Annotated in this window: 17 protein-coding genes and 1 other RNA gene; 17 read left to right on the forward strand and 1 reads right to left on the reverse strand. The window is 62.8% G+C overall.

What is annotated here, in order from left to right:
* Positions 1-318 precede the first annotated feature (318 nt).
* The 12 genes from Q0K02_RS08395 to Q0K02_RS08450 all read left to right on the forward strand — a co-directional run bounded on the left by Q0K02_RS08395 (position 319) and on the right by Q0K02_RS08450 (position 15508).
* A complete protein-coding gene (locus Q0K02_RS08395; RefSeq protein WP_294487341.1) occupies positions 319-1167 on the forward strand; it encodes a glycerophosphodiester phosphodiesterase family protein in 849 nt (282 codons plus the stop codon).
* 126 nt (positions 1168-1293) lie between these two features.
* A complete protein-coding gene (gene ugpB / locus Q0K02_RS08400) occupies positions 1294-2610 on the forward strand; it encodes a sn-glycerol-3-phosphate ABC transporter substrate-binding protein UgpB (RefSeq protein ID WP_294487345.1) in 1317 nt (438 codons plus the stop codon).
* 73 nt (positions 2611-2683) lie between these two features.
* Positions 2684-3577 (forward strand): sn-glycerol-3-phosphate ABC transporter permease UgpA, encoded by an 894-nt coding sequence (gene ugpA, locus Q0K02_RS08405; RefSeq protein ID WP_294487348.1) that lies wholly within the window; start codon positions 2684-2686, stop codon positions 3575-3577.
* A gap of 21 nt (positions 3578-3598) precedes the next feature.
* Positions 3599-4444 carry a sn-glycerol-3-phosphate ABC transporter permease UgpE gene (gene ugpE, locus Q0K02_RS08410; RefSeq protein WP_294487351.1) on the forward strand — a complete coding sequence of 282 codons (846 nt, stop codon included), beginning with the start codon at positions 3599-3601 and terminating at the stop codon, positions 4442-4444.
* Positions 4445-4459: 15 nt separating this feature from the next.
* Positions 4460-5551: a sn-glycerol-3-phosphate ABC transporter ATP-binding protein UgpC gene (ugpC, locus tag Q0K02_RS08415; RefSeq protein ID WP_294487354.1), complete on the forward strand. Its 1092-nt coding sequence runs from the start codon at positions 4460-4462 to the stop codon at positions 5549-5551.
* 219 nt (positions 5552-5770) lie between these two features.
* Positions 5771-7150: an MATE family efflux transporter gene (locus Q0K02_RS08420; protein WP_294487356.1), complete on the forward strand. Its 1380-nt coding sequence runs from the start codon at positions 5771-5773 to the stop codon at positions 7148-7150.
* Between the two features lie 596 nt (positions 7151-7746).
* Entirely contained in the window at positions 7747-8787 is a 1041-nt protein-coding gene (locus Q0K02_RS08425) for a BMP family ABC transporter substrate-binding protein (RefSeq protein WP_294487387.1), read from the forward strand.
* Positions 8788-9144: 357 nt separating this feature from the next.
* Complete coding sequence (locus Q0K02_RS08430; RefSeq protein ID WP_294487359.1) at positions 9145-10221, forward strand: ABC transporter permease; 1077 nt, start codon at positions 9145-9147, stop codon at positions 10219-10221.
* A complete protein-coding gene (locus Q0K02_RS08435; RefSeq protein WP_294487362.1) occupies positions 10218-11138 on the forward strand; it encodes an ABC transporter permease in 921 nt (306 codons plus the stop codon). Before Q0K02_RS08430 ends, Q0K02_RS08435 begins: the two co-directional genes overlap by 4 nt.
* A gap of 667 nt (positions 11139-11805) precedes the next feature.
* On the forward strand, positions 11806-13218 hold the full coding sequence (gene mdtD / locus Q0K02_RS08440; protein WP_294487364.1) for a multidrug transporter subunit MdtD: 1413 nt from the start codon (positions 11806-11808) through the stop codon (positions 13216-13218).
* Between the two features lie 2 nt (positions 13219-13220).
* A complete protein-coding gene (locus Q0K02_RS08445; RefSeq protein ID WP_294487367.1) occupies positions 13221-14786 on the forward strand; it encodes an ABC transporter ATP-binding protein in 1566 nt (521 codons plus the stop codon).
* A 230-nt stretch (positions 14787-15016) separates the two neighbouring features.
* Positions 15017-15508, forward strand: coding sequence for a hypothetical protein (locus Q0K02_RS08450; protein ID WP_294487371.1), 492 nt, complete (start codon positions 15017-15019; stop codon positions 15506-15508).
* 321 nt (positions 15509-15829) lie between these two features.
* On the opposite strand, the gene Q0K02_RS08455 is transcribed toward Q0K02_RS08450, so the two are convergent.
* Positions 15830-16522, reverse strand: a complete 693-nt coding sequence (locus tag Q0K02_RS08455; protein ID WP_294487374.1) for a DsbA family protein — start codon at positions 16520-16522, stop codon at positions 15830-15832.
* A gap of 434 nt (positions 16523-16956) precedes the next feature.
* Here Q0K02_RS08455 and Q0K02_RS08460 point away from each other — a divergent pair, with 434 nt between their 5' ends.
* The 5 genes from Q0K02_RS08460 to Q0K02_RS08480 all read left to right on the forward strand — a co-directional run.
* Positions 16957-17829 carry a Nif3-like dinuclear metal center hexameric protein gene (locus Q0K02_RS08460; RefSeq protein ID WP_294487376.1) on the forward strand — a complete coding sequence of 291 codons (873 nt, stop codon included), beginning with the start codon at positions 16957-16959 and terminating at the stop codon, positions 17827-17829.
* Positions 17826-18596: a C4-type zinc ribbon domain-containing protein gene (locus Q0K02_RS08465; RefSeq protein WP_294487379.1), complete on the forward strand. Its 771-nt coding sequence runs from the start codon at positions 17826-17828 to the stop codon at positions 18594-18596. The genes Q0K02_RS08460 and Q0K02_RS08465 overlap by 4 nt, the downstream gene beginning before the upstream one ends.
* A 55-nt stretch (positions 18597-18651) precedes the next feature.
* Positions 18652-19011: RNase P RNA component class A (gene rnpB, locus Q0K02_RS08470), an RNA gene on the forward strand.
* 54 nt (positions 19012-19065) lie between these two features.
* Positions 19066-20259, forward strand: coding sequence for a 2-C-methyl-D-erythritol 4-phosphate cytidylyltransferase (gene ispD / locus Q0K02_RS08475; protein ID WP_294487381.1), 1194 nt, complete (start codon positions 19066-19068; stop codon positions 20257-20259).
* Positions 20260-20325: 66 nt separating this feature from the next.
* Positions 20326-20810 (forward strand): FAD-dependent oxidoreductase (locus tag Q0K02_RS08480; protein WP_294487385.1); only part of this gene is annotated, 485 nt, incomplete at its 3' end.

The raw sequence follows: 20810 nt of genomic DNA on the forward strand, positions 1-20810 counted from the left end.
GGGGCTTTTGTCATGCATCTTTTTTCACGAATAAAGAACAACACGCCCCCACTTTCCCGAAAGAAACAATGTGAATGAAAGAATAGGCTTGATAACAGGCATGATTTAGGATACTCACGAAAGTTAAATATATATTGTCATAAAAATGTAATGTTCAGCAGCAATGATGCCCGCACCCCGCCGCAACGGGCGCGGTTACGAAAAACGAGGGCAAGCCTCTTTTCGCGAACATTTCTTCATGCGGATCGCCGTTGATTCCGCATGAAGCCGCGACGCGTTGCCGCGGATCAAAACACACATGGATACAGGACATCCGCCATGAAAAACACTGTTGAACTGCATGCTCGCGCTTCCATGCCCCTTGTCATCGCCCATCGCGGCGCCAGAGGACACGCCCCTGAAAACACGCTGACCTCCGCCGCCCTCGGCCACGCCGTGAAGGCCGATCTCTGGGAGCTGGACGTCAACTATACCAAGGACTACAAGCTCGTGGTCGTTCACGACGACACCCTCGTGCGCACCACCAACGTGGAAGAAGTCTATCCCGGCCGCCCCTCCTACCGCGTGTGCGACTTCACGCTTGAGGAACTCGGCAGACTGGACGCCGGTTCCTGGTACGAAGGCCGCGATCAGTTCGGCCGCGTGGCCGCCGGAGAACTGAGCGCCGAAACCCTCGCCTCCTTCAAGGGTCTGCGCATTCCCACGCTGGAACAGGCGCTCGAACTCACGAAGCGCTTCGACTGGGCCGTGAACGTGGAAATTAAAAACCACGCACACCTCATCGGTCATGATACTGTAACAAAAGACGTGTTAGAGATGATCCGCCGTTTCGACATGGTGGAGCAGGTCATCATTTCCTCGTTCCAGCACCGCTATCTGCTGGAATGTCACGATCTGTGCCCCGAAATCGCCACGGGCGCCCTCGTGGAAAACACCCGCCCCGACGATCCCGTCGAACTGTGCCGCAGTCTCGGCGTGAACGCCTACCATCCGGACAGGCTGATTCTCGCCCCCGGCGATCTTGCCGCCCTCCGCGACGCCGGCTTTGCCGTCAACGTCTGGACCGTCAACGACATGGACGAAGCCAAAAAGCTGGTCGAAGACGGCGCAAGCGGCATCATCACCGACTTCCCGGCCGCGTGCCGGGCGGCGCTGGGCAGAGACTGAACCGTCAGCAGCGCGCCCTGAGAGGGGACTTGCCGTCCCCTCCTTCCGGGCGCGTGAATATAGTTCCTTCCGGGATTTTCCCGGAGACTCCAACCGGACGACACGTCCGCAAAGGCAGGAGAACTTATGCGTTCACTCCGATCTGTGGCCCTTCTGGCCGTTTCTCTGATGCTCCTGGCGAGTCCCGTGCAGGCGAAAACCACCATCACCTTCTGGCACGGCATGGGCGGCGAGCTCGGTGAAATCACCGACAACATCATCAAGGACTTCAACGCCTCCCAGGACAAGTACGAAGTCAAGGGCGTGTACAAGGGCAACTACGACGAAGCCATGACCGCCGCCATTGCCGCCTTCCGCGCCAAGCAGCATCCGAACATCATCCAGATCTTTGAAGTGGGCACCGCCAGCATGATGGCCGCCAAGGGCGCCATCCGTCCCGTCTGGGAAATCATGGACGCCGCGGGCACGCCGCTCGACATGTCCAAGTTCCTGCCTTCCGTCACGAGCTACTACTCCACCAGCGACGGCAAGCTCATCGCCATGCCCTTCAACGCCTCCACCACGGTGCTCTACTACAACAAGGACGCCGTGAAGAAGGCCGGCGGCGATCCCGAAAACTTCCCCCGCACCTGGCCCGAAGTGGCCGACCTCGCCCGCAAGATCAAGGAATCCGGCGCGTGCAAGTACGGCATGACCAGCGGCTGGCAGTCCTGGGTGCAGCTTGAAAGCTTCTCCGCCTGGCACAACGTTCCCTTTGCCTCCAACAACAACGGCTTCGACGGCCTGAACACCGAACTGCTCTTCAACGGTCCGCTGCAGGTCCGCCACATCGACTTCCTCTCCAAGCTCAACAAGGAAGGCGTTTCCGTGTACGTAGGCCGCAAGTCCGAAGCCATCAACACCTTCACCGCCGGTGAAGCGGGCATTCTCATGAACTCCTCCGGTTCCTACGCCGCCGTCAAGGCCGGCGCCAAGTTCAACTGGGGCGTCATGGTGCTGCCCTACTGGCCCGACGTGAAGGGCGCTCCTCAGAACACCGTGATCGGCGGCGCCGCCATCTGGGCCATGGCCGGTCATTCCAAGGATTCCGAAAACGGCGTGGCCGCCTTCATCAACTACATTCTGAAGCCTGAAGTGCAGGCCGCCTTCCATCAGGCCACCGGCTACGTGCCCGTCACCCTCGCCGGCTACGAGCTCACCAAGCAGCAGGGCTTCTACGACAAGAACCCCGGCACCGACGTGGCCGTGAAGGCCCTCTCCGACAAGAAGCCCACCATCAACACCCTCGGTCTGCGCCTCGGCAACTTCGTCCAGATCCGCAACATCATCGACGAAGAACTCGAAGCCGTCTGGGCCGGCAAGAAGACCGCCAAGGAAGCCCTCGACTCCGCCGTGAAGCGCGGCAACGTCGAACTGCGCCGCTTTGAGCGCGCCAACAGCTGATCCGCTCATCTAACACAAAAGGGGAGAGACCGACTCTCCCCTTTTTTCAACCACAGCCGTCAAAGGAGTTCTCATGCAGGATGAGCGCTACGCGTTCCGGGGCAAAAAGCATCTGCTGCTGCCCATTCTCTTCCTGCTGCCCCAGCTTGTCATCACGGTGGTGTTCTTCTTCTACCCCGCCGGAGAGGCTCTGCTCGGGTCGGTATACATGGAAGACTCTTTCGGCCTTTCCAGAGAGTTCGTCGGACTGGACAACTTTGTCGTTCTTTTCTCCGATCCCAGCTATCTTGAAACGCTGTATCTCACCTTCATCTTCAGCATCGCCACCATCACCCTCACCATGACGGTTTCCCTGCTCATGGCCGTCGTCGCCGATCAGGTAAGTTTCGGCGGCACGCTCTACAAGTCGATGCTCATCATTCCCTACGCCGTGGCTCCGCCCCTCGCCGGCGTGCTCTGGCTCTTTCTGTTCAACCCTTCCGTAGGCGTGCTCTCCTCGCTGCTCGACAGCCTGGGATACACCTGGAACCACAAGCTCAACGGCAATCAGGCCCTGCTGCTGCTCATCATATCTGCCTCCTGGAAGCAGATTTCCTATAATTTCCTGTTCTTCCTTGCGGGACTCCAGGCCATTCCGCGTTCGCTCATCGAGGCCGCCGCCATCGACGGCGCCAGCCCCTGGCAGCGCTTCCGCAACATCATCTTCCCCCTGCTCTCGCCCACGACCTTCTTCCTGCTCGTGGTCAACACCATCTACACCCTGTTCGAAACCTTCGGCATCGTGCACGCGGTCACGCAGGGCGGCCCTTCACGCGCAACGGAAACACTCATCTACAAGGTCTTCAACGACGGGTTCATCGGCCTCGACTTCGGCGGTTCCTCCGCGCAGTCGGTGGTGCTCATGTTCATCGTCATGATTCTGACCTTCCTCCAGTTCCGCTACGTCGAACGCAAGGTCAACTACTAGCCGCAACAGGAGAAGATTCGTATGGTAGAAAAGAAAGGACTCGGAAGAGCGCTCAGTCACGCCGTGCTCCTGTTCGGCGCGGCCGTCGTTCTCTTTCCCCTGTACGTGGCTCTCGTGGCCACCTCACACAGCTACGACGTGCTCATAGGCACCACGCCCCTGTGGTTCGGTCAGGAGCTCGTCAAGAACTTCACCACCGTGCTCACCCAGGGCCTCAAGGCCGCCGGCGGCATTCCCGTGTGGGTCATGATGGGCAACAGCCTCATCATGGCGCTCGGCATCGCCCTCGGAAAAATCGCCATTTCCATCACCGCGGCCTACGCCATCGTGTTCTTCCGCTTCCGCGGACGCGAGCTGTGCTTCGTGCTCATCTTCATCACGCTCATGATGCCCGTGGAAGTGCGCATCGTGCCCACCTTCCAGGTGGCCGCCAACCTGAACTTCATCGACAGCTACCCCGGCCTCATTCTGCCGCTCATCGCCTCGGCCACGGCCACGTTCCTGTACCGTCAGATGTTCATGACCATTCCCCAGGAACTGCTCGAAGCCGCGCGCATCGACGGCGCAGGCCCCTGGCGCTTCTTCGTGGACGTGGTGCTCCCGCTCTCCCGCACGAACACCGCCGCGCTCTTCGTGGTGCTGTTCATCTACGGCTGGAACCAGTACCTCTGGCCCCTGCTCGTCACCAATCAGGAAAGCATGTACACCGTGGTCATGGGCATTCAGCGCATGGTGAACATTCCCGACGCCGTTCCGGAATGGAACCTCATCATGGCCGTGGCCCTTCTGGGCATGCTGCCGCCGCTGCTCGTGGTGCTCGGCATGCAGAAGCTCTTTGTCCGCGGACTTGTGGAAACCGAGAAGTAGTACAAGGATCAGACAATGGCAAACGTTCGTCTCATCAACATAGACAAGACTTTCAACAAGAACAAAGTGCTCTCCGGTCTCAACCTCGAAGTGCCGGACGGCTCGTTCATGGTCATGGTGGGCCCCTCGGGCTGCGGCAAGTCCACGGCCCTGCGCTGCATCGCAGGCCTCGAAGAAGTGACTTCCGGCACCATCATGATCGGCGACAAGGACGTCACCCGCATGGAGCCCAAGGACCGCAACATCGCCATGGTGTTCCAGAACTACGCGCTCTATCCGCACATGAACGTGTACGACAACATCACCTACGGCCTGAAGGTGCGCGGCATTCCCGCCGACGAGCGCAAGCGCCGCGCCCTGGAAGCCGCCAAGCTCCTCGGCCTCGACGGCCTGCTCGAACGCATGCCCCGTCAGCTTTCCGGCGGCCAGCGTCAGCGCGTGGCCATGGGCCGCGCCATCGTGCGCGAACCCAGCGTTTTCCTCTTCGACGAGCCGCTCTCCAACCTCGACGCCAATCTGCGCAATCAGATGCGCATCGAGCTGCGCCGCCTGCATCAGCGCCTCGCCACCACCAGCATCTACGTGACCCACGATCAGGTGGAGGCCATGACGCTTGCCGAAAAGATCCTCGTGCTGCGCGCGGGCCACATCGAACAGTACGGCACCCCCGACGACGTGTATCTGCGCCCGGCCTCCGTGTTCGTGGCGCAGTTCATGGGCTCCCCCTCCATGAACATCGTGCGCGCCCGGGCGGAAAAGAACGACATCATCCTGCCCGACGGCACCCGTCTTTCCGGCGTGCAGGCCGAAGACATCGACATCTCCGGCCGCAGCGGCGACATTCTGCTCGGCCTGCGCAGCGAAGACCTCATCTTCGACCCCGAAGGCGACATCCGCGTCACCGTGGACATCGTGGAAGCCCTCGGCTCCGACACCCTCGCCTACTGCCGCCCCCTGAGCGCGAATCCCGAAAAGCAGGAAAGCTCCTCGGTCATCGTGCGGCTCCAGGGCTCGCAGCGTCCCTCTTCCGGCGACGTCATCCGCCTCACGGCCCGCAAGGGTCACGGCCACGTGTTCGACACGGAAACGCAGCTGCGCTGCCTGTAAACCTCCCGACATTCCACACAAAGGGCGGAAGCTTCGGCTCCCGCCCTTTTTTTTGCGCCCATCAAAGGCAGGCTTCCCCAAGCCTTTCCACGCCGCTTCCGCCGACTTCTTGTTACCGGCTGGACAAGACGCCGGAAAGTGATAGGTTCAACCTAGTTCCCCGCTGGCTTTCCGGCGAAACATCCTTTGTACTCACCCCCCTGCATGAAGGAGAAAACGATGGGACATGCCCAGCACGTTGACATGCTGCACGGTCCGCTCTTGGGCAAGATCATTCTCTTTGCCCTGCCCATTGCCATGAGCAGCATTCTGCAGCAGCTGTTCATTTCCGCGAACGTCGCCGTGGTCGGACACTTCGTCGGAGCTCAGGCCGTGGCCGCCGTCGGCGGAAACGGACCTATCGTCAATCTCATCATCAACCTCTTTCTCGGGCTTTCCGTCGGCGCAAACGTCGTCATCGCCCGCTACGTCGGCAGAGAGGATCAGCAGGCCTGCCAGTCCGCCGTTCACACGGTCATGGCCGTGTCCATACTGAGCGGCTTCTTCCTGCTCGTGGCGGGACAGTTCCTTGCGCCCATGCTGCTGCGCTTCGTGGACGTGCCGCACGACGTCATGGATCTGGCCGTGCTGTACCTGCGCATCTACTTCGTCGGCATGCCGTGCATCATGATCTACAACTTCGGCGCGGCCGTGCTGCGCAGCGTGGGCGACACCAAGCGCCCCATGTACAGCCTCATGGCCGCAGGCGTGGTCAACGTTTCGCTGAGCGTGGTGTTCGTGCTCTTCTGCGACATGGGCGTCGCGGGCGTGGGCCTCGCCACCTTCATGGGCAACCTCGTCAGCGCCGCGCTCGTCCTGTACTTTCTGCTCACCGAAGACGACATGATCCGCCTGAACCTCCGCAAGCTCGCCATCGCCCGCATTCACCTGCTGCGCGTCATCAGAATCGGCGCTCCCGCCGGACTGCAGGGCATGATCTTTTCGCTCTCCAACGTGTGCATTCTCTCGGGCATCAACGGCTTCGGCTCCGGCACCGCCGCCGGTTCGGCCGCGGCCATCAACTTCGAGTTCATCTCCTATTTCTTCGTCAACGCCTTCTGTCAGGCCACCGTGACCTTCACCAGCCAGAACTACGCCATGTGCCAGCTCGACCGCTGCAAGAAGATCTTCCGCGAAAACATGGCCTGCGCCGTCGTGCTCGCCGGTCTCACCTGCCTCACCTTCACCATAGGCGCCGCCTTCTTCTCCGGCATGTACACCAGCGATCCCGAAGTCATTCGCCACGCCGTCACCCGCGTGACCATCGTCGAAAGCATGGAATGGCTCTGCGCCACCTACGAAATCAGCGGCGCTGCGCTGCGCGGCATGGGCATCTCCATGCTGCCCGCCATGGTCACGCTCGTGGGCTCGTGTCTGCTGCGCATCGTGTGGGTCTATACCGTGTTCCGCATGTTCCCCACCTACGAAACCCTGCTCTACGTCTATCCCGTCTCGTGGATCATCACGGGCGTCATCATGCTTGTCGTGTACTTCGTCATCCGCAACAGGCTGTTCCGCGAGCGCGAACGCGGCGGAATCTGCAAGCCACTGGAATTCTGATCGCCTGCGTTCCAGGACGAAGAGGACGCCGCGTCTTTGCGCATGATCGCGCCGACCGCGCCCGAAGATGCTCTGCGCTCTCTCGACGCAGCCTGGCCAAAACCCGGACGAAATGCCCGCCGCGTTCCGCCCTGCGGCCGGAGTTTCCCCAAGGCCCGACCTCCTGCCGCATGCCGCACCCTGAAATCTCCCATAAAAAGCAACCCGCCGAAAAGCCCCCTCCCCCCCAAAAAAACGCCGCACCGCCCCAAAAATTAAAAAGTTTTGAAAGAGAGGATGGGGGCCCGGGGGAAGGAGGGAAAACTTTTTCAAAAGTTTTCCCTCCTTCCCCCGTCGCTTCCCCCGTCGCCTCCCCGGCTCTCTCCCTTCCTCCGATTTTCCGCGGGGCGGAAGGGTTTTCGAGGCTTGAAGAGCGCATGATAATGGGTTAGAGTTCTTTTTTTACCGGCGGGGAGCTGTCGTTTTTTTCGGCGCTGCGGGCCCGCGAGCTTGTGGCGCGCCTGCATGGGCGGGGGCGTCGGTCATCATTTTTTAACACGGGAGAGTTCGGGATGCGTTTTCTCAACTATGCCGCGGCATGCCTTGCCGTTTGCGGTATGGCCCTTTCTCCGCTGGTTTCCTCCGCGCATGCGGAAGAGGCCGCGAAGAAGATCAAGGTGGGCTTCATCTATGTTTCCCCTGTGGGCGACGAGGGCTGGTCGTGGACGCACGATCAGGGCCGCAAGATGATGGACGCCATGCATGACGTGGAAACCACCATGATGGAAAGCGTGCCTGAAGGCCCCGACGCCGAGCGCGCCATCAAGAACATGTGCTCCAAGGGCTACAACGTCATTGTGGCCACGAGCTTCGGCTACATGGACGCCATGGCCAAGATGGCCAAGCGCAACCCCGACATCACGTTCCTGCACTGCTCGGGCTACAAGCACAGCAAGAACATGACCTGCTATTTCGGCAGAATGTATCAGGCCCGCTACCTTACCGGCATGGTGGCCGGCTCCATGACCAAGAAAAACGAAATCGGCTATGTGGCGTCGTTCCCCATTCCCGAAGTGGTGCGCGGCATCAACGCCTTCACGCTCGGCGTTCGCGCCGTGAACCCCGACGCCAAGGTGCGCGTGGTCTGGACCCGCACCTGGTACAGCCCCGACGATGAAAAGAAGGCCGCCGAAGGTCTGCTCGACGTGGGCGTGGACGTCATTGCCCAGCATCAGGATTCCGCAGGCCCGCAGACCGCCGCCGAAGCGCGCGGCGCGTATTCCGTGGGCTACAACACCGACATGTCCGCCGCCGCGCCCAAGGCGCATCTTGTGGCGGCCGTGTGGGACTGGAACAAGTTCTACAAGAAGTTCATCGACGAATACCGCGCCGGAACCTGGAAGAACGGCAACTACTGGTACGGCATCGGCGACGGCATTGTGGACATCTCCCGCTACGGCGACATGGTGCCCGCCGACGTGCGCGCCAAGGTGGACGCCGTGAAGGCCGACATCGTGTCCGGCAAGTATCAGGTGTTCACCGGCCCGGTGAAGGATCAGGAAGGCAAGGTGCGCGTGGCCGAAGGTCAGGTTGCGCCCGACGACATGCTGCTCTCCATGGACTGGTTCGTGGAAGGCGTGGTGGGAACGACCAAGTAACATTGCAGGAAAGCTCCGTCCGGTGAGGACGGGGCTTTTTATTTTCCGGTCCGTGGCGATGCGTCCGGCCCTGCGGGGCGGGCGCTCCCGCGGACTTCCGCTCTTGCCGGACGCGCAAGGCAACGGTTCGGCATCCGACGCCGCGCCGAGCGTCCGGCGGCGTATCAAAAAGCGCTGCCGACCGCCTTGCGGGCCGCACGGCAAAAAACGCGGACTGCCTGCGCCCCGGCGGACGCCGGACTCGCGCAAACATCCCTCGCAGAAGCGAAAGGCCGACGTTCCGCTCTGCGGCATTATGACATGCAACCGCGCCGGAAGCATAGCCATCCGGGGCATCAAGGTATTTTCGGAGGAATCATGGACGGTTTCAGAGTCGTCAGACGGCAGACCCCTCATCGCTGGGCCGGGCTTGTCGTGCTGCCGGCGGCGCTTCTCATCGCCCTGGCGTTCTGTTCCCTGCTGCTGATGATTCAGGACAAGTCGCCCGTCGAAGCCGCCGTGGTGCTGTTTCAGGGCGGGTTCGGAAGCCTGCACGCGCTTCAGGACACCATGCTCAAGGCCATTCCCATTTTTCTGTGCTCGCTCGGCGTGTCCATCGCCTTCCGCATGAAGGTGTGGAACATCGGCGCGGAAGGACAGTTCGCCCTCGGCGGCGTGGGAGCCACCTGGGCCGTGCTCACCTTTCCCGATCTGCCCATGCCGGCCATGCTCCTCACCATGCTGGCGTGCGCGGCCGTCGCCGGCGGCCTGTGGGGCATGCTGCCCGGTCTGCTCAAGCTCAAGTTCGGCCTCAATGAAATCATTTCCACGCTCATGCTCAACTACATAGGCATCGAGTTCATGCGCTATCTCGTGTACGGCCCGTGGAAGGATCCCGGAAGCATGGGCTTCCCCATGACGGCCATGTTCCCCGACGAAGCCATCTTCCCCGAGGTCATCGGCTACGTGCATGCGGGCATTCTGGTGTGCCTCGCGGCGGCCGTGGCGGTTTCCATATTTTTGCAGCGCACGAGGCTCGGCTTTGAACTGTGCGCCGCGGGCGAAAATCCGCGGGCGGCAAGGTACGCGCGCATTCCCTACGGCTTTCTGCTGGTCTTCGTGCTCACGCTTTCCGGCGCGCTCGCGGGCATGGCCGGATGCGTGGAGGTTTCGGCCACGTTCAACCGGCTCCAGCCCAGCCTCTGCACGGGCTACGGCTACACCGCCATCGTGGTGGCGTGGCTCTCGCGCCTGCGCACCCCTTCCATCGCGCTCTTTTCCATATTCCTGGCCGGGCTTCTCGTGGGCACGGACAACCTGCAGGTGGACATGCAGGTGCCCGCGGCCTTCGGCGGCATTCTCGAAGGCTGCATTCTGCTCTGCGTGCTCGCCGGACAATTCTTCTACACCTACACCTTTGTGAGAACGGGTCGCAGCCAGGGAGGTGCGGCATGACCTGGGATATCTTCGTCGCGCTGCTGGCCGCCACGGTGCTCGCCGGCACGCCGCTTCTGTACGCCACCATGGGCGAACTCATCACCGAACGCTCGGGCGTGCTCAACCTCGGCGTGGAAGGCATGATGATCATGGGCGCGTTCTTCGCCTTCATCGTGCAGTTCAAAACGGGCAATCCGTGGCTGGCAGCGCTGGCCGCAGGCCTCGGCGCAGGCTGCCTCGGTCTGATTCACGGCGTGGTCTGCCTGATCTTTCAGGGCAATCAGACCGTGTCCGGTCTTGCGCTCACCATCTTCGGCGTGGGCCTTTCCGACTACCTCGGCGCGCCCTTCATCGGCGAAAAGACCGTGGGCTTCCAGCCCTTCGACATTCCGCTGCTTTCCGACATTCCCGTGATCGGTCAGGTGCTCTTTCAGCACGATCCGCTCGTGTACCTCTCCTATATTCTGCCGTGGGCGGTCATGTGGTTCTTCCGCCGAACCTCGCTCGGCCTTGCGCTCTGCGCTTCCGGCGAATCGCCCGACGCCGTGCAGGCCGCAGGTCTCGATCCCGTCAAGATGCGCTGGCTCGGCATTTTTGCCGGAGCCTTCTTCGTGGGCATAGGCGGAGCCTATCTTTCCCTCTGCGCCACGCACATGTGGACCCACAACCTCACCGCGGGCAAGGGCTGGATTGCCGTGGCGCTGGTCATTTTCGCGTTCTGGCGGCCGGGCCGCGCCATGTTCGGCGCGTATCTGTTCGGCGGCATCATGGCCTTTCAGCTCAGGCTCCAGGCGCTCGGCACCACCATTCCCTCGTCGCTCATGATGATGCTGCCCTACGCGCTCACCATTCTTGCGCTGCTGTTCTCCTCGGCCAGAGGCAAGGGCAGAAACGCTCCGGCCGCGCTCGGCGAGAACATCGCTCCCGGCGCGTAGCAAGCGCCTGAAGCGCCGAACGTCCGCGCTCCCGGCGTCTTTTTCGTCGGGTCGCGGGGCGAAAAGCGCGGGGCCAGAAGGGCGCGCTGCGGCAGCAAAGCGCGCCGAGGCGACGCGAGGAAGGACGACTCGCCCGCAGGGAACAAGCCGACGCCGGGAAGGACTCAGGCCCCCGGAAGAACAGGACGCCCCGGCGCAGCCCGGACGGCAACGGACGGCGCGGCGCAAAGCGGACGCGGTTCCGGGCGGAGCGAGACGGCAAACGCCCGGGCACAGGCCCCACGCGCACCGACCAGCCCTCCCGCGGGGACGAGACGCACCAAACGACGAGGACTCCGGCAAGGGACGCGCCGCGCGAACCGACCATCGCCTTCGTTCCGGCTCCGCAGCGAATGCGCCTTCCGCAGGGCCCGGCGGGAAAGACGGAAAGACGCCGCCTCCGACCGGCGCGCCGAGTCGGCCCGCAAAAAGCGTCGCCCGCCTGCCGAAAGTCTCGACGCCGCGCAGGATCGCGCGGCGGACGCGCCCCGCATCGGAGCCTTTCATCCGGCAGGAAAGAACCGGGGGAATGATATTGTAAGGGGGTTGCAACTCTTTTCTTTTTTGGTGAAAATTCCCGGAGAATCGACCTGTTATCACAACAGGCCCGAAAGCCAAGGATACTCCCATGCTGACTTCCCGCGACATGCTTACCGGGCTTCCCATGATTACGGCTGCGGCCTTCTTCATGCAGATGCTCGACTCCACCATTCTCAACACGGCGCTTCCCTCCATAGCCGCGTCCATGCATCGGGCTCCCTTCACCATGCAGCTTGCGGTCATCAGTTATGCGCTGACCGTGGCCATGCTCATTCCCCTCAGCGGCTGGCTGGCCGACACCTTCGGCACGCGACGCGTGTTTCTCTCGGCCGTGGCCCTCTTCGTGGCCGGATCGGTGTTCTGCGCCATGTCCCATTCCCTGCCGCAGCTCGTGGCCGCCCGCGTGGTGCAGGGCGTGGGCGGGGCCATGATGGTGCCCGTCTCCCGCCTCACCCTCATGCGCGCCTACTCCCGCGCAGACTTCGTGCGGGTGTTCAACTTCATCACCATTCCCGGGCTGGTGGGGCCCGTGGTGGGGCCCATCATCGGCGGCTGGCTCGTCACCTACGCCTCGTGGCACTGGATATTCCTCATCAACGTGCCGCTCGGCCTCATCGGCTTTCTCTACTCCCTGAAATGCTTTCCCGACTTCCGCCAGCCCCGCGGACGCTTCGACGCCCTGGGCTTCTGCATCATCGGCGCAAGCGTGATTTCCATGACCGCCGGGCTGGAACTCACCGGCGGCAAAACTTCTTCCCCCACGCTTGCCGCAACCCTCATCGTTCTGGGCTTCGCGGCCGTGGCGCTGTACGTCTTCCACGCCCGCCGCTCGCCCTCGCCGCTCATTTCGCTCAAGGTCTTCCGCACCCGCACCTTCCGGGTGGGCATCGCCGGCAACATGGTCGCCCGTCTGGGCACGGGAAGCATTCCCTTCCTCGTGCCGCTCATGCTTCAGGTGGGCCTCGGCTATTCCGCCGACGTGGCCGGTCTCATCATGCTGGCCCCGGCCATCGGCTCCATCATGACAAAAACCGTGGTGCTGCGCCTGCTCCACCGCTTCGGCTACCGCCACGTGCTGCTCTTTCTCACCCTCGCCATCGCAGGCATGTACCTCTTCATGAGTCTCCAGCGCCCCGGCTGGCCCCTCACGCTGCTCGTGATTCAGCTTCTCATTCAGGGCATGTTCATGTCCGGACAGTTCACCTCCATGAACACCATCACCCTGGGCGAGCTGCCCGCAGAAACGGCCAGCGACGGCAACAGTCTGCTTTCCGTCACGCAGAATCTCACCGTCAGCTTCGGCGTGGCCATCAGCACCGCGCTGCTGCGCTTCTTCTCCGGCCCTTCCGGAGAACTGCACGCCCTGCACTGCACCTTCGTGGCCGTGGGCCTCATCACCGCGGCCTCGGCCTTCGTGTTCGTCCTTCTGCGCAAGGACGACGGCGAAAATCTTCTGGAAAAAAACAATACCGGCGGCCGCGCGCAGCCGAAAGGAAACTAGCCATGGCACAAACGCCTTCTTTTGCAGCGAAAAAGAGCGCGGACGGCACCCCGCCCCTGATTCGTCTGGAAAACATCTGCAAGAGCTACGGCCCCGTCCGGGCCAACCGCAACATCTCCCTGGAAATCCGTTCCGGCGAAATCCTCGCCCTGCTCGGCGAAAACGGCGCGGGCAAGTCCACGCTCATGTCCATACTTTCGGGCAAGTCGCGGCAGGATTCCGGCACCATCTTCGTGGACGGCCTGCCTTCGCCGTTCCGCTCCCCCCGCGACGCCCTGGCCGCGGGCATCGGCATGGTGTATCAGCACTTCATGCTCGTCGAGGCCATGACCGTGACGCAGAATCTCATGCTCGGTCAGGCGCACGGCATTCTGAATCCTGCGGCCATGCGCGCCAAAGTGCTCGATCTTGCCGAACGCTACGGTTTTGAAATCAATCCCGACGCCATGATTTCCGATCTTTCCATGGGCGAGCGCCAGCGGGTGGAAATTCTCAAGCTGCTCTACCGCGACTGCCGCGTGCTCATTCTCGACGAACCCACCGCCGTGCTCACGCCGCCGGAAATCAGTCAGCTTTTCTCCGCGCTGCGGCGCATGGCGGCCGACGGCAAAGCCATCGTGTTCATCAGTCACAAGATGAAGGAAGTGCTGGACCTCGCCACCGAAATAAGCATTCTGCGCCGGGGCGAGATTGTGGAGCATTTTCTGCGCTCCGAAGTGCCGGGCGAACGGGAGCTCGCCGAACGCATGGTGGGCCGTCAGATGGAAACCGAAGTGGAACAGACCCCCGTGGAAAAGGGCGAAGTGCTGCTGGAACTCGACAACGCGTGCTGCGGCATGGCGCAGTCTCTCAGCTGCACGCTGCGGCGCGGCGAAGTGCTCGCCGTGGTGGGCGTGGCCGGCAACGGTCAGCGCGAGCTCGTGGAAATGGTCACGGGCGGAGCAAAGCCCGAAGGCGGTTCCGTACGCATTCTCGGCAAGAACTGGAGCGAGTTCATGCGCACGCGCATGGGGCGTCGGAGCATGGTGTACATTCCCGAAGACAGAAAGGGGCTTGCCACCTGCCCGTCGCTGGATCTCCTGGACAACTTCCTTCTCACCAACCGCAACGGCTTTCAGAATTTCGGATTTCTGGACAGGCGTCATTCGGCCACGGCGGCCGCGGACATCATGGAGGAATACCAGGTGGTGGCCGACGGCCTGCACGCCACGGCCGGATCGCTTTCCGGCGGCAATCTGCAAAAAATGGTGCTCGGACGGGAATTTTTCCGTGAGCCAAGTCTGATTGTGGCGGAGAATCCCACGCAGGGGCTGGACATCGGAGCCATGGAGGAAGTGTGGCGGCGCATTCTGGACGCGCGCGACCACGCGGGCGTGCTGCTCGTGACAAGCGATCTGCGCGAAGCCATGACCCTGGCCGACACCTTTGCCGTCATGTACCGGGGCCGCTTCATCGACGTGTTTCCCCGTTCCGACGAAGCGCGCGTGGAGTCCATCGGTCTCATGATGGCGGGCATACGCTTCGGCGAGGATACGGAAGAAAAACCGGCCAAGGCGCAGGAAAAATAAGACGGCGACGTGCTGTTTCAAAACAGGGCGGTCTGTTCTGCGGGCCCGCCGCCCGCGCCTCCGCGCACGCCGGGCAAAAAACCGCCCGCAAGGCGGGAGTCCGCGGCAAGATGCGGGAAACGTCGGCAAGCTGACGGGCGCCCGGAGATGCGCGCGTGCCTGCGCCGCGTTTCCGGCCCTGCCTGAGCGGCCCTCTTTTGCAGCGCATGCCGTCCCGCAAGGAAGGAAGCATGAAAAAGAAACTTGACGTAGCCACGGCCGTGCAGGCCGCAGGCATACTTTTTGAGCTGAACACCGGAGAAAACGGCGTGCTGGCTATGGCGCAGAAAGCCCAGCTGCCCTGCGCTACGGACGAGGAAAAAAAGAGGCTCATGCTGGAATGGCGGGCCTACGTTCACGCCGCCGTGCTCTACGGACTCATGGTGCAGGCCCCCAACGTCGTGGTGGTGGAATACCTGCGCGTCACGCAGAGCATGCTGCAAAAGCTGGGCTACAGCCCCAAAGAGGCCGAAGACTTCGTGGACGGAGCCTTCCGCGCCTACGTGGATCCCATGGTCAGAACCAAAACCCAGGAGTGCCCGGACGTGTTCTTCCGCCGCCTCCTGAACCGCGGCGTCTCCGAAGTCCCGACGGAAACCGCCGCCGTGGTCTCCGGCGTCATGGCCATGGTCATGTCCGCCATCCTCGACAAGCTCGAACAGTATGAGTTTGGGATAGAATAAGAATAGAATAGAGGACGGGGGAAGGAGGGAAAACTTTTGAAAAAGTTTTCCCTCCTTCCCCCGGGCCCCCATCCTCTCTTTCAAAACTTTTTAATTGGGGGGCGCAGCGCAAGGCGACGCTGCGCGACTCCGAACGGCTCGGCAGAACGTCGGGCAACGCGCTGAATAACGTTCGGGCGCAATGGCTCCGCGCGTTCTCCGTCAGCTGCGCAGAAGACGCAGAACAGCTCATTCGGATGTCGAGCCACTCCGCAGGAAACACGCGAGCGGAGTTTCAGCGGCACGCAACGCGCCGGTGCAGGAAGCGTCAAAGAGCGCTCGTCAGCGGATGCAGCACTCGCCGTTCAGGCCGCAGGCCGAGCCCGACACCGCATTCAGCGATTCGCCGGAAGCAAGCGCGGCCTCGATTTTGGCTTCCACCTCGTCGAAGGGCGCAAAGCCCCGCGCCACGGCGTGCAGTTCTCCGTCGTCCGTCTTCACGAAAAGCGTGGGGTACACCACGAAATCGCCGAGAATCTCTTCGGCCTCGTCCATTTCCTTCTGCGCCTTTTTCTGCACGGCCTCGGAAGCGAGAGCCTGCGAAAGCGCCTGTGCCGTCACGCCCCAGCGCGCCGCCACGTCGGCCTGCACGTCGAGAGCGAGCACGTCGCGCCCGTCTTCATAAAAGGCGTTTTGAAACGCTTCCATCTGCTCCAGCGCGTGGCCGGGAGCCAGCTTCTTGAGCGCGGCCATGAGCAGCGCGGAGCGCGAGGAGTCCATGAGTACGCTGCCCGACTCCTCCAGCAGTCCGAAAAAGCCGCTGCCGAGCTTGCGGCCCGTGGTGTCGGAAAGGCGCTGGAAAAACGCCCGCAGACGCGGCGTGCCCATGCCCGAAGTCTGCTCGGGCTCGTCCACAAGATTGCCGCACAGAACGCGCACGGGAAAGGAATGCTTCGCAACAAGCTTCTCCATGACCGGAGCAAAGCCGAAACACCAGGGACAAAAAACGTCGGTAATATAAATGAAGGATGGCATGGCGTTCCCTTACCGCAATCCGCGCCGCTCGCCAAGAAAAAAGTTCCGCAGAGGCCCGGTGCCCGCGGGCCTTGCAGGCCCTCAAACGTATCGGGAACCTGTGGGAAACCTTTATGTTTTCCCTTGAACATCGCCCCTTCCGGCCGACGAACACGACGGCAGGCGGAAAGGCCGTGCCGCTTTTCCCGCCGCCCCCGCCCTTGCCGCCCTTCCGGATCAGCGATGCGCCCCGCGCCTGTCCTTGCCGCCCTTCCGGATCAGCGATGCGCCCCGCGCCTGTCCTTGCCCGAAAGCGCGGACGCCGCGTCCGGCAGAGCGCATTTTCCCCTCTTCCCCGGGCCCGCGCCGCAAAGGAACTTGACGAAGGGGAGAAGTTTCCCTAGAAATATGAATTCCCCGGCATATCCACGCTTTTGTATCAGAAGGCAGCACCCATGCTTCAGAGCGAGCTTATCAGCATCATTGAACAGACGGCTCCCCTTTCGCTTATGGCGGAATGGGATCATTCCGGCGTTCAGGTGGCCTCGGCCCGCGCCGACATACGCCATCTTGCCGTGTGTCTCGACCCTGCGCCCGAACAGCTGCGCGCCGCCGTGGAAGCCGGAGCGGACATGGTGCTCACGCATCATCCGCTCGCCATGCGCCCCGCCTGGACGAGTGCACTGAACGGCTACACCGACGCGCTCTCCATTCTGTACCGCAACGACGTGCCCCTCTACGCAAGCCACACCACGCTCGACGCCAATCCCCTCGGCCCGAGCGCCTGGCTGCCCGATCTGCTCGGCCTTGAAGACCGCGTGATTCTGGAAAAGACGGGCACGTTCACCGCGCCGGACGGCTCCGTGATCGAAGGCGGCTTCGGCTGCGCGGGCAGGCTGCCCGAAGCCATGTCCCTTGCGCGCCTTTGCGCCGTCATGCGCGAAGCGCTGCCGCTTGAGAGAATGTGCGGCGTGGCCCGTCTCATCGGCGATCCCGACCGGGAAATCCGCCGCGTGGCGGTGTGCACGGGATCCGGCTCCTCGCTGCTTGAGGAAGCCGCGGCCACGGGCGCGGATGTGTTCATCACCGGCGACGTGAAGTATCACGACGCCCTGGCCCTGGCCTCGCGCCACGATGCGCGCAGCCCGAATTTCTGCCCCATGGCAATTCTTGATGTGGGGCATTTTTCCCTGGAAGAAGAAATGATACGCCGCTTCGCGCTGCTTCTGGACAGGAAGCTTGACGACGTGACGGTGACGTTTTTGCCGGGCAGGGATCCCTTCCTGCCCTTGACCTTTCTTTCTGAAGTACCGGAGGTACTGTCGTGAGCCTCTATATTGAACAGATCCGCCAGCTTGTGGCTCTCCAGCACGTGGACGACGGCATTCACGCCGTGCAGGCCGAAATGGAAGCCGCTCCCAAGGAAGTGGAATCTCTGCAGAAGCGTTTCAACTCGCAGGACACCCAGCGCAACTGGATTCTGGACAAGCTCCAGCACCTGCAGGAACAGCAGAAGCGCCTCGACGCCGACATTCAGGACGACGAATCCCGCCTGAACAACAGCAAGAACAAGCTGATGCAGGTGGAAAACGACCGCGAATATCAGGCCATGATCCGCGAAATGGACAGCATGGAACGCCAGAACCAGACCCGCGAGGAAGAGCGCATGGCCCTGCAGGAAGAACGTTCCCTGCAGGAGAGCAATCTTCAGTCCGTGGAGGAAACCTGGAACGAACTCAAGGCCGAGCTCGAAAGCCAGCAGGAAAATCTGGAAAAGCGCATCGCCGAATGCCGCACCCGTCTTGAAGCGCTGGAAGCCCAGCGTGCCGAAGTGGCGGCCCTCATTTCCCCGCCCGTGCTGAGCCGCTACGAATTCATCCGCAACCGTCTGCGTCATCCGGTGATCGTGCCCGTGGAAGCGGGCATCTGCTCGGGCTGCCACATTGCCATTCCGCCGCAGGTGTTCATTGATCTGCAGCGCGGCAACCACATCATGAGCTGCCCGAACTGCCAGCGTCTCATGTACTGGGCCCACGACTATCAGGATCCCAACGCGCCCAAGCCCGAAGCCAAGGCTGCGGAAAGCGCGGAATAGGCGTCGGAGCTCAGCCGCATTTGGCGCGGCTGAACGCTGCAACGCGCACGAATTCGGAGTCGGACGGGCTGTCGCTGCGGATCGCAGGATCCGGGGAGGAAAGTCCGGGCTTCGCAGGGCAGGATGCTGGCTAACGGCCAGAGCGGGCGACCGCTGGAAAGCGCAACAGAAAGCAGACCGCCGTTCTTCGGAACGGCAAGGGTGAAACGGTGAGGCAAGAGCTCACCGGCTGACGTGGCGACACGTCAGGCCAGGCAAGCCCCATCCGAAGCAAAACCAAATAGGGAAACCGGCCGGCCCGGCCCATGGTTTCCGGGTAGGTTGCTTGAAGGCGCGGGCAACCGCGTCTCTAGAGGAATGACAGCCGCCGTTCTTCGGAACGGTACAAAACCCGGCTTATAGTCCGACTCCTTTTATCATGGGGAGGGAGCGCAAGTTCCCTCCCCATCCTGTTATCCGCGAGGTGAGCATGCATAACGAATGCTGGGGCGTCATTCTCGCCGCCGGTCAGGGCCGCCGCATGGCCGAGGCCACGGGCGGCGAAGCCAAGCAGTTTCTGCCCTACCAGGGCGCGCCGCTCTGGTGGCATTCGGCGCGCGCCATGGCCGCGTCGCCGCTGATTCACGGTCTGGTGTTCGTGTTTCCCGAAGAGCGTCTGGAAAGGGCCCGTCAGGAAGCGCTCGAGCTCAACGCCAAAGAATCCTGCGGCGTGCCCCTTCGTTTTGCCGCGGGCGGAGAGCGGCGTCAGGATTCCGTGCGCCACGCGCTCGCCGCGCTGCCGGAGGCCTGCCGCACCGTGCTCATTCACGACGGCGCGCGGCCCTTTCTGCGCACCGCTCTCGTGACCAGGCTTGCCGACGCGCTGCGGGAAGGTTCGGTTTCCGGCGTGATTCCGGGCGTGCCCGTCACCGACACCGTGAAGGAAACCGACGCGCGCGGCTTTGTCACGCGCACGCCGGAGCGCGCGACCCTGCGCGCCGTGCAGACGCCGCAGGCCTTCGAGCTCGCCGCGCTGCGCGAAGCCCACGAACGCGCCGACCGCGAAGGCTGGAACGTCACCGACGACGCCTCGCTCATGGAGCGCGTCGGCTCTCCCGTGCTCGTCGTGGAAGGCGACCGGGACAACGTCAAGATCACCAACCCACAGGATCTCGCCTTGCTTGCCGAACACAAACCTTCTCTGCCCTGCTGCGGCTACGGCTACGACGTTCACGCCTACGGCGGCAATCGTCCGCTCATGCTGGGCGGCGTGGAAATAGGCGGCGAATACCTCATCCGCGCCCACTCCGACGGCGACGTGCTGCTCCACGCCCTCATGGACGCCGTGCTCGGCTGCTTTGCCGGGGGCGACATCGGCCAGCTGTTCCCGGACAACGATCCCGCCTTCGACAACATTTCCTCGGTGGTGCTGCTCGATCAGGTGCTCGCGAAGGCCGCCGAAGCCCACGTGCGCCTCGTGCACGCCGACCTCACCGTGATAGCCCAGAAGCCGAAGCTCGCCCCCCGCGCCGACGCCATCCGCCGCAACGTGGCAAGGCTGCTCGATCTGCCCCTCGATCACGTGGCCTTCAAGGCCACCACGGAAGAGAAGCTGGGCTTCACTGGCGCGCTTCAGGGCATCAAGGCCGTGGCGCTCGTCACGGCGCTGCGCGCCGAGCGCTGATCCGGCGCTTTCCGGGCCCCTCTTTCCTTTGTCGGGCCGCGCGCCCACGCCTTTTCAGGAGACCTCATGTTCCTTTACGACGTCGCCATTATCGGAGCCGGCCCCGCAGGACTTCTCTGCGCCAGAAACGCGGCCCGTCGCGGGCTTTCCGTGGCGCTTGTGGACAGTCACGACAGGCCGGGCGTCAAGCTTTCCCTGGCCGGGGGCGGACGCGGCAACTTCACCAACCGCACCGTCACGGAAGCGCACTACCTCACCGACGCTCCCGACGTGGTGCGCGCCGTGCTGCGTTCCTTTCCCTGCGAGAGTGTGCTCGATCTGCTGCGCGAACTGCGCCTGCCCTTCGAGGAACGGGACTTCGGGCAGATCTTCGGTCTGCGCCCGGCCGCGTTTCTGGCCGACAGGCTGGCCGTGCAGTGCGACGACGAACGCGTGGACTTCTATCTCGGCTGCACGGCCCGCGGCTTTTCCCTGCCCGCGTCCTCGCCGTCCTTCGGCAGAAGCGGCGAAGAGGCCGCCTTCACCTTTGCCGCCGGAGAGGAACGGGTAAG

It is taken from the genome of uncultured Mailhella sp., from assembly GCF_944324995.1.
Lineage (GTDB): Bacteria > Desulfobacterota > Desulfovibrionia > Desulfovibrionales > Desulfovibrionaceae > Mailhella.